Here is a 13,741-nt window from a genome sequence, read left to right as displayed (position 1 = left end):
CGATCCATCTCCGTTTGGAAGGGTTGCTTGGCAGGAGGCTCGGAGACGGTTTGCAAGCTCAAGGTAAGTTGAGGTCAAGGGGAATTTGGCTCTTCCTTCTCACCCTGCAGGAGAAGGAAGAGGCCTCAGCCAACCTCCGAAGTCCTCCTGCGCACAATCACCCCAAGCTCGTCGCTCTCGCGGGCGATGCGCAGGCGCTCCTCGGCTTCGGTCGCTTCGCGCTGGCGGTCCCACATCGAGGCGTAGAGGCCGTGCTTGGCCAGCAGCGCCGCATGGGTGCCGCGCTCGGCGATCTGGCCGTCCTTGAGCACGATGATCTCGTCGGCCGAGACCACCGTCGACAGCCGGTGGGCAATGACGATGGTGGTGCGGCCCTTGCTGACCTGGTCCAACGCTGCCTGGATTTCCTGCTCGGTGTGACTGTCCAGCGCCGAGGTCGCCTCGTCCAGCATCAGGATCAGCGGCGCCTTGAGGATGGTGCGGGCGATCGCGACGCGCTGCTTCTCGCCGCCCGACAGTTTAAGCCCACGCTCGCCGACCATCGCGCGGTAGCCTTCGGGCAGCTTGTCGATGAACGGCCCGATCTGGGCGAGCTCGGCCGCCTTGCGCACTTCCTCCTCGCTGGCGCCGACGCGACCGTAGCGGATGTTGTAGGCGATGGTGTCGTTGAAGAGCACCGTGTCCTGCGGCACCATGCCGAGCACGGCGCGCAGGCTCTCCTGCGTGACGTCGCGGATGTCCTGGCCGTCGATCAGCACCTGACCGCCCTGCACGTCGTAGAAGCGGAATAGGAGCCTGGAAATGGTCGACTTACCGGCCCCGGACGGGCCGACGATCGCCACCGTCTTGCCGGCCGGCACGTCGAAGGAGACGCCCTTCAGGATCTTGCGGTTGGGATCATAGGAGAAATGCACGTCGCGGAACTCGACCTTGCCGGGCCCGACCTTCAAAGGCTTCGCATCCGGCTTGTCGACGATCTCCTGCGGCACGTCGAGCAGGTCGAACATGTGCTCGATGTCGGTCAACCCTTGCCGGATCTCGCGGTAGATGAAGCCGATGAAGTTGAGCGGCACCGAAAGCTGGATCAGCATGGCGTTGATGAAGACGAAATCGCCGACCGTCTGCCTGCCGGCCTGCACCTCCAGCGCCGACATGCACATGACGATGACGGTGCCCAGACCGAAGATGACGCCCTGGCCGAAGTTCAGCCAGCCGAGCGAGGTCCAGGTTTTCGTCGCGGCGATCTCGTAGCGCGCCATCGAGCGGTCGAAACGCTCGGCCTCCATGCGTTCATTGGTGAAATATTTGACCGTCTCGAAGTTAAGAAGCGAGTCGATCGCCTTGGTGTTGGCGTCGGTGTCGCTGTCGTTCATGTCGCGACGGATCGAGATGCGCCAGTCGCTGGCCTTGACGGTGAACCAGACATAGAGGCTGACGGTGAGCGCCACCACGGCCACATATTTCCAGCCGTAGGTGAAGGCGAAGATGCCGGCGGTCAGCGCGAATTCGAGGATCGTCGGCGCCGTGTTCAGCATGATGAAGCGCACGATCGTCTCGATGCCCTTGGTGCCGCGCTCGATGATGCGCGACAGGCCGCCGGTGCGGCGCTCGAGATGGAAGCGCAGCGACAGCTGGTGCATGTGGACGAAGGTGCGGAAGGCGAGCTGGCGCACCGCATACTGGCCGACCCGGGCAAAGAGCGCGTCGCGCAGCTGGTTGAAGCCGAGCTGGATCAGGCGCAGGACGTTGTACGCAATGACCAGCGCCACCGGCGCCAGCAAAAAGGACGGCAGCGGCGGCGGCGTCTTCGAGGCGTGGGCCAGCGCGTCGGTCGCCCATTTGAAGAAATAGGGGCCGGCGACCAGCGTCAGCTTAGCGACGACCAGAAGCAGCGTCGCCCAGGTGACGCGGGCTCGGAGATCGGCGCGCTCGGCCGGCCACATATAGGGCCACAGATTACGCAGCGTGGTGAGGGTGCCGGCTTCGGCGGATACGGTCTTTTCGGCCACTAGTCTTGCCTTTTGGGTAAACCGCTGGGGCAGCAGAAGTTGACGAGTCGGGTGAGCGAGGCCGAGACGCCCTCAAGCGCGGCGTGGTCGACGGCATAGCGCGAGCGCTGGCGGTCGGCCTCGAAACTGACGAGCCCGGCCTCGACCAGGATCTTAAGATGCTGCGAGACGGTCGACTGCGCGAGGTCGAGATGGTCGACCACCTCACGGCACGAGCAGCAGCGGCTGGCCGAAAGGCGCTTCAGGATCTCGATGCGCGCCGGATGCGAGAGCGCTGCCAGGCGGAGCGCCATGGCGTGGCTGTCGCTGCAGCGGATTTCGGAGGATTCGGGCATCGTCCATCGGCGATAGACGATGAGGGGGAATGGGGCAAGCTGGACGGATGGGCAGATTTGAAGTGCTGGCGGGACAGCACCCCCCTCTGCCCTGCCGGGCATCCCCCCGCAAGGGGGAGATCAGCTAATCGCCTACTCCGTCTTCGTCTGGGTGGTCATCTGCTCGCCCATGGCCTTCATGTCGGCGGCCTCGCCTTCCTTCGAAGTCGAAGGCACCTTGAACACCTGGCCCGGCCAGATGCGATCGGGATCGCGGATCTGGTCCTTGTTGGCCAGATAGATCGTCGAGAAGCGAGTGCCATGGCCGTAGACGCGGCGCGAGATGCGCCAGAGCGTGTCGTTGCGGCGGATGATGACGGAGCCGTCGGCATGTTCGAGCTTCGGCGCGACCGTTTCGGGCACGTCGGTCGAGGGCGTCGCCTCGGCAACCTTGGCAGCAGCCCCGGCGCCCGGGGCGGGCTTGGCCGCTTCGGCCGTTGCTGTCTCGGTCGTGGTTTCGGCGGTCTTGGTCTCGGCCGGCTTGGCCTGCGCCGGCTTTGTCTCGCTTGGGGCGACGGCGGCGACCGACTCGCCGGGCTCGCGCTCGAACGGGACGGCAGCGCGGGCGACGACCTTGACGCCATCATTGTCCAGGCCATCGACATGGATGGTGTAGCTGCCGACCGGAATGTCGCGCGTCGCTTCGATCAGGAAATGCCCGTCGGCCGAAGTCTTGGCGTCGCCGAGCAGGATGGCGTCGGCATAGGCGCGCACCTTGCGGCCGGGATCGGCCGTGCCGGCGACGAATATCTTGCTGCCGTCGATCTCGACCGCTTCGACGGCGATCTTGGGCTCCGCTGCGGCGGCCACAGCCGGCGCGGTCGCCGGAGCCTGGTCGGTGGCGGCGGGTGCGGTCGTCGGCGCCGTGCTGGACGCGGTCGGTGCCGGAGCCTGCTCCGTGGCCGCCGCCGCCTGATCGCTAGCGGCCGGCGCCGCCGGCTTGGTCTCGGCCTCAGGAACGGTGATCAACTGCGAGGCCTTGCCCGGCTCCTCGACCATGGCCAGCACCTGGCCGGTCGGGCTCTGCGGCACCGAGACGACGGCGGTCTGGGCCGAGGCGACGGTCGTGCCGCCAACCGTCTGGCGCAGGGTGATCGTATAGTCGCCGGGCTTCAGCGGATCGTCGAGCACGATGGCGAAGGCGCCGTCGGGCCCGGACTCGGTCGAGCCGAGCACCGTGCCCTCATTCAAAATCTCGACCTTGGCGTTGGGCGCTGCGCTGCCGGCGACGACGATCGAGCCATTGCCCTCGACGCGCACGACATCGAAGGTCGGCAGCGTCGGACCGGCGGCGGCGGGCGCCTGGGCGGCCGACGCCATGGCGTTGTTGGCCGGCGCAATCTTATTGGCGGGCGCCATCGTGTTCGCCGGAGCCATTGTGTTTGAAGGAGCCTGGGGCACACGCGCCTCTGTGCTCGTGCTCGAGGATTCAGCCGGTTTCGCAGCGGTCTGCGGCAGCGTCGCGACCTGCGCCGGCTTCTGGTTGTTGATATAAGGGTCGAGCGCGCCCGAGCCGTAGGCGACCGCCGCGACGGCGACAACGCCGCCCGCCGCGAACAAAAACGCCTTAGAAGGATTGATAGCCATAATTCCGTATTGCCCCCTTAGCCACCTAACGCCCGGTCTAGCCTGTTTTCCCGAGTCCGACAAGAAAAAGCCCGTCCGCGGGCTTGACCGCGCCAACCGTCCACATCACCAATCATCGCCATGAACACGATTCGATCCGTCTGCGTCTATTGCGGCTCGTCTCCGGGCCGCGACGAGGCCTATATCAAGGCCGGCCACACGCTCGGCCGCTCGCTTGCCAAATCCGGGTTGCGCCTGATCTATGGCGGCGGCACCAAGGGCATCATGGGCGCTGTCGCCGACGGCGCGCTCAAGGCCGGCGGCAAGGTCACCGGCATCATCCCGCGCTTCCTGATCAACAAGGAGGCGACCGAGACCGCGCTCGACAAGCTCGACGAACTCTTGATCACCGACAACATGCACGAGCGCAAGCACAGCATGTTCGAAAAATCCGACGCCTTTGTGGCGCTGCCGGGCGGCATCGGCACGGTGGAGGAGATCGTCGAGATCATGACCTGGGCGCAACTCGGCCATCACCGCAAGCCGATCGTCTTTGCCAACGTCAAGGGTTTCTGGGACCCGATGCTGGCGCTGATCGAGCACATGGCGGCCGAAGGCTTCATCCACACCGCGCAGCGGGTAAAACCGCTGGTCGTCGACGACCCGGAGGCGATCGTCGCCGCCATCATGGTGGCCGGATCGTCGGTCGACGCGCCGACGGAAGGCGTGCGGTCGTTGATAGACAAGATGTAGGCAGTAGGGAATAGGCAATAGGCAAGCATGCCTACTGCCTACTGCCTACTGCCCTCCTCAAATCCCCAATCACCGCCCGCCGGTCATTCCGCCGCCAGGCGAGGTGGATCGAAACGCTGCGTTTGAACCACGGCAGGTCGCGGAAGACGACGCCCTGGGGTGTCGCGCTTCGCAGGCTTTGCTGGACCGTGGCGAGGCCGAGGCCGGCGCTGACCAGGCCGAGCGAGGTCAAGGGATCGGCCGTCTCATAGGCGATATCGGGCATGAAGCCGGATTCCGCGCAGGCCGCCAGGAACTGCGCGCGGTTGGTGTCGCCAGGCTGGCGCACGACAGTGATCCAGACGCGGCCGTCGAGCTGGCTAGGTTGGATATCGGCGACATCGGCGAGCGGATCACCCTCCGGCATTGCCAGCACCAGCGGCTCGCGCCGCACCAGCATGCTTTCAAGATCGGGGTCGCCTTCCGGCGCTGGCGAATAGACGAAGCCGAGATCGAGCGCGCGCTGGCGCAGATCCTCGAACTGCGCCGCTGTCCGCCGGCTGCGCAAATGCAGATGGAAATCCGGCCGCTCTCTGCGAAAATCCCGCAGCATCGCGGCGACCAGCCCGGAATGCACCGCGCCCTCGACATAGCCGATGGCGAGGCTGCCGGTCGCGCCGCTGGCGAGGTTGCGGCCGAGCTCTTCCAGCCGCGCCGCATTGGCAAGCAAGGCGCGGGCCTCGGCAAGGAAGGCCCTGCCCTCGGCGTTGAGATGGACGCGCTGCTTCGCCCGCTCGAACAGGGTGACGCCGAGTTGCTCCTCGAGCTGGATGATCTGCCGGCTCAAGGGCGATTGCGAAATGTGCAATTGCGCGGCGGCGCGGCCGACATTGCCAGCCTCGGCGACGGCGACGAAGTATCTGATCTGGCGCAGGTCGAGCATTTTTCGCCTTCAACGGTCAAGACCTTTTCAGTCTCAACTATAGCCTAATCAGTCTTGGACAGTCTGGCCAGCCAGCGCGATACCTGCCGGCATCAACTTGCCACAAAGGAGACCGCCATGCAGTTCTTTGCCCTGCTCACCCGCAACACCGAAAAGTTCAGCGACGCCGATTTCGCGCCGCTGCTGCCGCCCGAATCCGAGCAACGCAAGACGCTCTACGCGCAAGGCGCCGTGCGCCAGATCTGGAACCGCGGCGACATTCCCGGCACCGGCATCATGTTCGAGGCGGCCGACGACGCCGAAGTGCGCGGCCACCTTGCCACGCTGCCGCTGATCGAGGCCGGCATGATGGACATCGCGGCCGTTGTGCCGCTCAACCCCTATCCGGGCTTTGGACCGAAGCGGTGAGCCGAGCCCGTCAATGAGGTTGCCGCAGTTGCGGCAGCCTCAAGGCCAGGCGTCCTTCATCGCGTTCACCGACAGCCACGCCATCGCGGGGAGTGCGACGAGCAGCCCCAGCCGCAGCCCCGCGGATCGCGCCTGATCGGGTTCCTGACGCTGAAGCCGGCGCCAGATCTGGAATGCCGCGGCGAGAACGAGCAGCGCATAAAAGCCGGCGAGCACCCACAGGGCTGTCTGACCGGATATCGCAATGCCGTTATTCTCGAGCACCTTGCCGAACAGCATGACCGGCGCGGCGACGAAGAAGGCAATGGCGATGCCGAACAGGAAGCCGATCAGGGCGCCCGGGAACGATGTCGCCGACAGTGCCACGAGCACCGCCATCAGGATGAGCAGAGTGATGAACGCGCGCTGGCTCACGGCCACATTCCCCGATCGAACGCGGCGGAATGTATCAGTCCGGCCTTAATCGCGGGTAACAGCCCAGGCCCATCTTCAAGGCGCGGTCCGGCCGCGGGCATGGCCGGAACGTCGCCTCCCCTTGCCGGCAACGGAACCGTCGCTATTGTCGGCGGCAATCCGAAACAGGACGAAAACTTCCATGAGACTTGGCTTTGTCGGCACGGGCGCGTTGAGCTCGGCCATCGTCACCGGGCTGAAATCGCTGCCGGGCGAGACGACGCCGGTGGTGGTTTCGCCGCGCAACGAAGAGATCGCCGCGGAGCTTGCCCGGCGCTTCCCGGATGTGCGCATCGCCGCCGACAACCAGGCCGTGCTCGACCAGTGCGACACCGTCATGCTTGCGGTGCGGCCGCAGATCGCGCATGAGGTGCTGAAGGAACTGCGGTTCCGGCCGGACCATCATGTCGTCAGCCTGATCGCCACGATATCGCGCGATGAGATCGCCGCGCTGGTGGCGCCGGCTGCGCATGCTGGCAAGGCGCTGCCGATGCCGATGATCGCCCGCCTGCAAGGCACGACGATCGTCTGTCCGCCGGACCCGGTCGTGGCGGCGTTCTTCGGCCGGCTGGGCGGCGTGATCGAAGTCGAGGACCAAAGCGAGTTCGATGCGCTGAGCGTCGTCACCGCGACCTATGCCAGCTATTTCAAATATCTCGACACGATCCACACCGGGGTGCGCGGCCAGGGTGTGCCGGGCGACAAGGCCCGCGACTACATCACCAGCATCTACAAGGCGCTGGCCAACGCGCCCGACACGGCGCCAGACGAAGATTTCATGCATCTTGCGCAGGACTATGCGACGCGCGGCGGCATCAACGAGCAGATGCTGCGCGAACTGACCGAGCGGGGCACGTTCGAGGCCTTCGCGGAGAGCCTCGGTCGCGTGCACCGGCGCATCACCGGCGAGTGATCGGGGTCACTCCGCCGGCGCGAGTCGCAGCGATGGCTTCCTCGCGTTGAGACGGTCGAGATAGAGATAGACGACCGGCGTCGTGTACAGTGTCAGCAACTGCGAGACGATGAGGCCGCCGACGATCGCCGCGCCGAGCGGCTGGCGCAGTTCCGCGCCCGTGCCGGTCTCGATCGCCAGCGGCAGCGCGCCGAGCAGCGCCGCGAAGGTCGTCATCATGATCGGCCGGAAGCGCTGGACGCTGGCCTTGTGGATGGCCTCGCGGGACGAGAGCCCTTCCTGGCGCTCGGCCTGCAAGGCCATGTCGATCATCATGATGGCGTTCTTCTTGACGATGCCGATCAACAGGATGATGCCGATCAGCGAGATCACGTCGAACTCCATGCCGGTGACGATGAGCGCGAGCAGCGCGCCGATGCCCGCCGAGGGCAGCGTCGACAGGATGGTGATCGGGTGGACATAGCTTTCATAGAGCACGCCGAGCACGACATAGATCGTGGCAAGCGCGGCTGCGATCAAAAGCAATTCGTTGAGCAGGTTGGCGCGGAAGGCGAGCGCGGTGCCGGCCAGTGAGCCATGGATCGTGACCGGCATCTTCAGCTCGGCCATGGCGCGGTCGATCGCGGCCGAGGCGTCGCCGAGCGTCGCGCCGTCGGCGAGATTGAACGAAATGGTCGTGGCGACGAAATGGCCCTGGTGGTTGACCGATAAAGGCATGGTCGCCGGTCCATAGGTGCTGAAGGCGGCCAACGGCACCATTTTTTCGGCGGAGGTGCTGACCGCCGCGCCGCTCGAGGCGCTGCCATGGCCGGTGACGGCGATGGCGTTGGTCGCCTGGTTCCGCAGCGAGCCCGTCAGGCTGCCGGCCAGCGCGTTGGTCTGCTGCGTGCCGCTGGCCGCGGCGCCCGAGGTGCTGACATAGATGCCGTTCAGCGCGCTCGGATCCTGCAGATAGCGCGGCGCCACCTCCATGACGACATGATACTGGTTGCGGGCGTTGAAGATGGTCGACACCTGGCGCTGGCCGAAGGCATCGTAGAGCGTGGCGTCGATACTGGCCGGGGTCAGGCCGAGACGCGCAGCGCTCTCGCGATCGACCGTGATGTTGGTTTCGAGCCCGGCCTCGTCGCGGTCGGAGTTGACGTCGGTGAGCTCCGGCGACTGCTTGAGGAGATTGACCAGCTTCGGCGTCCATTCGTCGAGATCGGCAGTGGTGTCGGCCTGCAGCGTGTACTGGTAGGTCGCAAGGCTCTGGCGCCCGCCGACCCTGATCTCCTGGCGCGGATTGAGGAAGAGCTGCGCGCCGGGCAATTGCCCGAGCTGCGCGCGCAGCCGGGTCAGCACCACCTGCAGCGGCGCCCGCTCGCCCTTCGGCTTCAGCGCGACCTGGACGAAGCCGGAATTGGTCTGCCGGCCGCCGATATATCCGACCACGCTCTCGACCGCCGGGTCGCTCTTGAGGATCGATTCCAGCCGCTCGAATTTCTGGCGCATCAGCTGGAAGGAGATAGCCTGGTCGGCGCGCAGGCCGCCCATCAGCTCGCCGGTGTCCTGCTGCGGGAAGAAGCCCTTCGGCACCACAGTATAGAGATAGACGTTGAAGACGATGGCCGCGAGAAGCACCACCAGCATGATTTCCGAATTGTCGAGCGACCAGGCCAGCGAACGGCCATAGAAGGCGCGGACGCGTTCGAAGACGCCTTCGCCGAAGCGGGCAAGGATCGAGCGTCCGGTCGACGGGCTCGCGCCCGGACGCAGAAAGTGCGCGCACATCATCGGCGTCACCGTCAGCGACAGGACGAGCGAAATCGCGATCGAGAGCGACAGCGTCAGGGCGAATTCCTGGAACAGGCGGCCGAGTATGCCGCCCATCAACAGGATCGGCAGGAAGACGGCGACCAGCGAGGCGCTCATCGACAGCACCGTGAAGCCGACTTCCCTGGCGCCGACCAGCGCCGCCCTGCCGCGCGGCATGCCGTCCTCGATGTGGCGCGTGATGTTTTCCAGCACCACGATGGCATCGTCGACGACAAAGCCGGTGGCGATGGTGAGCGCCATCAGCGACAGATTGTCGAGCGTGAAGCCGAGCAGGTACATGGCGCCGAAAGTGCCGAGGATCGAGACGACCAGCGCGACGCTCGGGATCAGCGCCGCGCGCCAGTCGCGCAGGAAGCAGAACACCACGAGGATGACGAGCAGCACCGCCAGCACCAGTGTCAGCTCGGTGTCGTGCAGCGAGCCGCGAATGGTGGTCGAGCCGTCGGTCGCGATGCCGAGCCGCGCGTCGGCCGGCACCGAGGCCTGCAGCGTCGGGATCAGGGCGCGGACGCGGTCGACGGTCTCGATGATGTTGGCGTTGGGCTCGCGGTAGAGCACCAGGAGCACCGCCGGCTCGCCATTGGCCAGACCGAGATTGCGCACGTCCTCGACGGAATCCTCGACATCGGCGATGTCGCGCAGCCTGACCGCCGCATTGTTGCGCCAGGCAATCACCAGATCGCGAAAGTCGGCGGCGTGGCTCGCTTGGTCGTTGGTGTAGAGCTGGTAGCGCAGCGCGCCGTCTTCCTCGAAACCTTTCGGGCTGCGCGCGTTGGCCGAGGCAAGGGCGGCGCGCACATCCTCCAGGCCGATGCCGTAGTGGAACAGCGCGCCGGGATTGAGCTCGACGCGCACCGCCGGCAGCGACGAGCCGCCGAGGTCGACATTGCCGATGCCCTCGACCTGCGACAGACGCTGCTGCAGCACGGTCGCGGCGGCATCGTAGAGCTGGCCGGGCGTCAACGTGCGCGAGGTCAGCGCCAGGATCATCACGGGCGAGTCGGCGGGATTGTATTTGCGATAGGTCGGGTTGCTGCGCAGGTCCGACGGCAGGTCGGCGCGCGCGGCGTTGATGGCGGCCTGGACGTCGCGCGCGGCCCCGTTGATGTCGCGGTCGAGGTCGAATTGCAGCACGACATTCGTCGAGCCTGTGCCCGAGCGCGAGGTCATCTCGGAGACGCCGGCGGTCTGGCCGAGATGGCGCTCCAGCGGCGCCGCGACATCGGTCGCCATCGTGTCGGGGCTGGCGCCCGCCATCGAGGCCTGCACCGAGATGGTGGGGAAATCGACCTTGGGCAAAGGTGCCACGGGCAAATTGAAATAGGCGATCAGGCCGGCGGCGGCGAGGCCGATCGCGAGCAGCGTCGTAGCGACCGGCCGCGCGATGAACGGGGCCGAGAGATTCACGGCGCGGACCCGCCGGCGGAGGCTTCGACGACGCCGGCGCCGCGCCGCGTCAGCCGGTCGAAGGCAAGATAGATGACCGGCGTGGTGAACAGCGTCAGCACCTGGCTGACGATCAGGCCGCCGACGATGGTGATGCCGAGCGGCTGGTGCAATTCCGAGCCGGCCAGGCCGCCGACCAGAAGCGGCAGCGCGCCGAAGAGGGCGGCGAACGTCGTCATCAGGATCGGGCGGAGCCTGAGCAGGCACGCCTCGTAGATCGCCTCGCGCGGATCGAGCCCCTGCAGCCGCTCTGCCTGCAGCGCGAAGTCGATCATCATGATGGCGTTCTTCTTGACGATGCCGACGAGCAGCACGATGCCGATGATGCCGATGACATCGAGGTCATGGCCGGCGAGCATCAGCGCGACCAGCGCGCCGACGGTTGCCGAGGGCAGCGTGGACAGAATGGTCAGCGGATGGATGAAGCTTTCGTAGAGCACGCCGAGCACGACATAGACCGTGGCGACCGCCGCCAGCACCAGAAGCAATTCGTTGGACAGCGAGCTCTGCAGCGCAAGGGCGGCGCCCTGGAAGCCGGTCGTCAGGCCGGCGGGCGGCCGCATGTCCTTCTCGGCGGCGGTGATCGCCGCGGTGGCATCACCGAGCGAGACGCCGGGGGCAAGGTTGAACGAAATGGTCGCGGCCGGGAATTGCGCCAGGTGGTTCACCAGCAGCGGCGCCTGCCGGACATTGATGCTGGCGATCGCCGACAGCGGCACCTGGCCGGCGCCCGAGGACGGCAAATAGATCGAGCCCAGCGAGGCCGGCGTCTGACCGACCGACGGATCGGCTTCGAGGATGACGCGGTATTCGTTCGACTGGGTGAAGATGGTGGAGATGATGCGCTGGCCGAAGGCGTCGTAAAGCGCATTGTCGACCGTTGCCGGCGTGATGCCGAAGCGCGCCGCCGTGGCGCGGTCGATGGTGACGTCGACGGCAAGCCCGCTCTGCTGGCTGTCGCTGGCGACATCGGCGAGTTCGGGAAGCGCCGTGAGCCTGTCGGTTAGCTTGGTCGTCCATGCCGCCAGCTCGACCGGATCGGAATCCTGCAGCACATACTGGTATTGCGAAGCGCTGATCGTGGAATCGACCGTCAGGTCCTGCACCGGCTGCATGTGCAGCGCTATCCCGGTGATTTGGGCCGTCTCCTGCATCAGCCGGCGGATGATGGCGCCGGCGTCGTCAGTGCGCTCGTCGCGCGGCTTCAGATTGATCAGCATGTGGCCGCTGTTGGCGGTCATGTTCTGGCCGTCGACGCCGATGAAGGACGACAGGCTGGCGACATCGGGATCCTTCAGGATGGCGTCGGCCAGCGCCTGCTGGTGCGCCGCCATGTCGGCATAGGAAGCCGAGCCCGCCGCTTCGGTGATGGCCGAGATGGCGCCGGTGTCCTGCACGGGGAAGAAGCCCTTCGGGATGGCGATGTAGAGATAGACGGTGAGCGCCAGCGTTGCGACCGCCACCAGCAATGTCAGCGCCTGGCGGTCGAGCACCCAGCGCAGCGCAGCGCCATAGCCATTGGCGACCGCGTGGAAGGCGCCCTCGCTCCAGCGCGACAGCGCGCCCGGCCTGCGCTCGGCCGGTGGCTTCAGGAGCCTGGCGCAGAGCATCGGCACCAAGGTCAGCGAGACGATGGCCGAAATGACGATGGCGATGGCTAGAGTGATGGCGAATTCGTGGAACAGGCGGCCGACGACGTCGCCCATGAACAGAAGCGGGATCAGCACCGCGATCAGCGAGACGGTGAGCGAGATGATGGTGAAGCCGATCTGGGCCGAGCCTTCGAGCGCGGCGGTCACCGGATCGTCGCCATGCTCGATGAAGCGCGAGATGTTCTCGATCATGACGATGGCGTCGTCGATGACGAATCCGGAAGCGATGGTGAGCGCCATCAAGGACAGATTGTCGAGACTGAAGCCCCACAGATACATGACCGCGAAAGTGCCCACGAGCGAGAGCGGCACCGACAGGCTGGGGATGATCGTCGCCGGGATGTTGCGCAGGAACAGGAAGGTGACGAGGACGACCAGCAGCGCCGCCATCGCCAGCTCGAACTCGACGTCGTCGACCGAGGCGCGGATGGTGGTGGTGCGGTCGGTCAGCGGCTCGACGCAGAGCGCCGCCGGCAGGCCGGCGCGCAATTGCGGCAGCAGCGCCTTCACGCCCTCGACGACGCGGATGACATTGGCGCCCGGCTGGCGCTGGATGTTGAGGATGATTGCCGGCGTGCGGTTTTCCCAGGCGCCCAGCCTGGAATTCTCGGGGCCTTCGATGATGTCGGCCACCTCGCCCAGCCGCACCGGCGCGCCGTTGCGATAGGCGATCACCATGTCGGCATAGGTCTTGGGATCGGCGACCTGGTCGTTGGCGTTGATGGTGTAGGAGCGCGCCGGCCCGTCGAAGCTGCCCTTGGGCGTGTTGACGTTGAGCGTGCCGATGGTGGTGCGCAGATCGTCGATATTGAGGCCCATGGCGGCCAGCGCCTTGAGCTTCACCTGCACGCGCACGGCCGGCCGCTCGCCGCCGGAGATGCTGACCAGGCCGACGCCGGGAAGCTGCGATATCTTCTGCGCCAGCCGGGTCTCGGCATAGTTCTCGACTTGCGTCAGCGGCAGCGTCTTCGAGGTGATCGCCAGCGTCAGGATCGGCGCGTCGGCCGGGTTGACCTTGGCGTAGATCGGCGGCGCCGGCAGGTCGGCGGGCAGAAGATTGCCCGACGCGTTGATCGCCGCCTGCACCTCCTGCTCGGCGATGTCGAGGCTGAGGTCGAGGCTGAAGCGCAGCGTGATGACCGAGGCGCCGGCGGAAGAGCCCGACGACATCTGCTCCAGCCCAGGCATCTGGCCGAACTGGCGCTCCAGCGGTGCCGTGACCGAGGTCGTCATCACCTCGGGGCTGGCGCCGGGATAGAAGGTCTGAACCTGGATCGTCGGATAGTCGACCTCGGGCAAAGCCGAGAGCGGCAGGAACATGTATGCGATCATGCCGACGATCAGGATGGTCGCCATGATCAGCGTGGTGGCCACCGGCCGCAGGATGAACGGCCGCGACGGGTTCAACCAGCCGGAGACGAGGCCGC

10 protein-coding genes are annotated in these 13,741 nt (G+C 66.2%); 3 read left to right on the top strand and 7 right to left on the bottom strand.

The features are described from left to right. Window positions 1-125 precede the first annotated feature (125 nt). The 3 genes from FJW07_RS04010 to FJW07_RS04000 form a co-directional block, all read right to left on the bottom strand. Window positions 126-2,009, bottom strand: coding sequence for an ABC transporter ATP-binding protein/permease (locus tag FJW07_RS04010; RefSeq protein ID WP_140854636.1), 1,884 nt, complete (start codon window positions 2,007-2,009; stop codon window positions 126-128). Next, window positions 2,009-2,344 (bottom strand): metalloregulator ArsR/SmtB family transcription factor, encoded by a 336-nt coding sequence (locus FJW07_RS04005; protein ID WP_140854634.1) that lies wholly within the window; start codon window positions 2,342-2,344, stop codon window positions 2,009-2,011. Before FJW07_RS04005 ends, FJW07_RS04010 begins: the two co-directional genes overlap by 1 nt. Window positions 2,345-2,476: 132 nt before the next feature. Continuing rightward, the gene (locus FJW07_RS04000; protein ID WP_140854632.1) at window positions 2,477-3,970 is read right to left on the bottom strand and encodes a LysM peptidoglycan-binding domain-containing protein; all 1,494 of its coding nucleotides are present in this window, start codon (window positions 3,968-3,970) and stop codon (window positions 2,477-2,479) included. A gap of 120 nt (window positions 3,971-4,090) precedes the next feature. On the opposite strand from FJW07_RS04000, the gene FJW07_RS03995 reads away from it, so the two are divergent. Beyond that, the gene (locus FJW07_RS03995) at window positions 4,091-4,702 is read left to right on the top strand and encodes a TIGR00730 family Rossman fold protein (RefSeq protein ID WP_140644448.1); all 612 of its coding nucleotides are present in this window, start codon (window positions 4,091-4,093) and stop codon (window positions 4,700-4,702) included. Between the two features lie 31 nt (window positions 4,703-4,733). On the opposite strand, the gene FJW07_RS03990 is transcribed toward FJW07_RS03995, so the two are convergent. Then, window positions 4,734-5,624 (bottom strand): LysR family transcriptional regulator, encoded by an 891-nt coding sequence (locus tag FJW07_RS03990; protein WP_140854630.1) that lies wholly within the window; start codon window positions 5,622-5,624, stop codon window positions 4,734-4,736. 117 nt (window positions 5,625-5,741) lie between these two features. On the opposite strand from FJW07_RS03990, the gene FJW07_RS03985 reads away from it, so the two are divergent. Then, window positions 5,742-6,032 carry a muconolactone Delta-isomerase family protein gene (locus FJW07_RS03985; RefSeq protein WP_140703091.1) on the top strand — a complete coding sequence of 97 codons (291 nt, stop codon included), beginning with the start codon at window positions 5,742-5,744 and terminating at the stop codon, window positions 6,030-6,032. A gap of 39 nt (window positions 6,033-6,071) precedes the next feature. On the opposite strand, the gene FJW07_RS03980 is transcribed toward FJW07_RS03985, so the two are convergent. After that, window positions 6,072-6,446 carry a hypothetical protein gene (locus FJW07_RS03980; protein WP_140854628.1) on the bottom strand — a complete coding sequence of 125 codons (375 nt, stop codon included), beginning with the start codon at window positions 6,444-6,446 and terminating at the stop codon, window positions 6,072-6,074. A 181-nt stretch (window positions 6,447-6,627) separates the two neighbouring features. On the opposite strand from FJW07_RS03980, the gene FJW07_RS03975 reads away from it, so the two are divergent. Further along, entirely contained in the window at window positions 6,628-7,398 is a 771-nt protein-coding gene (locus FJW07_RS03975) for a pyrroline-5-carboxylate reductase (RefSeq protein WP_140854626.1), read from the top strand. A gap of 6 nt (window positions 7,399-7,404) precedes the next feature. Here the strand turns inward: FJW07_RS03975 and FJW07_RS03970 are convergent, their stop codons facing one another. Together FJW07_RS03970 and FJW07_RS03965 are read right to left on the bottom strand one after the other, a co-directional pair. Continuing rightward, window positions 7,405-10,623, bottom strand: a complete 3,219-nt coding sequence (locus FJW07_RS03970; RefSeq protein ID WP_140854624.1) for an efflux RND transporter permease subunit — start codon at window positions 10,621-10,623, stop codon at window positions 7,405-7,407. Further along, window positions 10,620-13,721, bottom strand: a complete 3,102-nt coding sequence (locus FJW07_RS03965) for a multidrug efflux RND transporter permease subunit (protein ID WP_140855143.1) — start codon at window positions 13,719-13,721, stop codon at window positions 10,620-10,622. The genes FJW07_RS03970 and FJW07_RS03965 overlap by 4 nt, the downstream gene beginning before the upstream one ends. Window positions 13,722-13,741: the final 20 nt, after the last annotated feature.

The organism is Mesorhizobium sp. B3-1-9 (genome assembly GCF_006439595.1).
GTDB lineage: Bacteria > Pseudomonadota > Alphaproteobacteria > Rhizobiales > Rhizobiaceae > Mesorhizobium.
This window is presented reverse-complemented; position numbering and strand designations above follow the sequence as displayed.

Bases quoted from the DNA above. Each gene is read 5' to 3' on its own strand.
- FJW07_RS03985 (WP_140703091.1), top strand. From the start codon at position 5,742: ATGCAGTTCTTTGCCCTGCTCACCCGCAACACCGAAAAGTTCAGCGAC.
- FJW07_RS04005 (WP_140854634.1), bottom strand. From the start codon at position 2,344: ATGCCCGAATCCTCCGAAATCCGCTGCAGCGACAGCCACGCCATGGCG.
- FJW07_RS03990 (WP_140854630.1), bottom strand. From the start codon at position 5,624: ATGCTCGACCTGCGCCAGATCAGATACTTCGTCGCCGTCGCCGAGGCT.
- FJW07_RS03975 (WP_140854626.1), top strand. From the start codon at position 6,628: ATGAGACTTGGCTTTGTCGGCACGGGCGCGTTGAGCTCGGCCATCGTC.
- FJW07_RS04000 (WP_140854632.1), bottom strand. From the start codon at position 3,970: ATGGCTATCAATCCTTCTAAGGCGTTTTTGTTCGCGGCGGGCGGCGTT.
- FJW07_RS03995 (WP_140644448.1), top strand. From the start codon at position 4,091: ATGAACACGATTCGATCCGTCTGCGTCTATTGCGGCTCGTCTCCGGGC.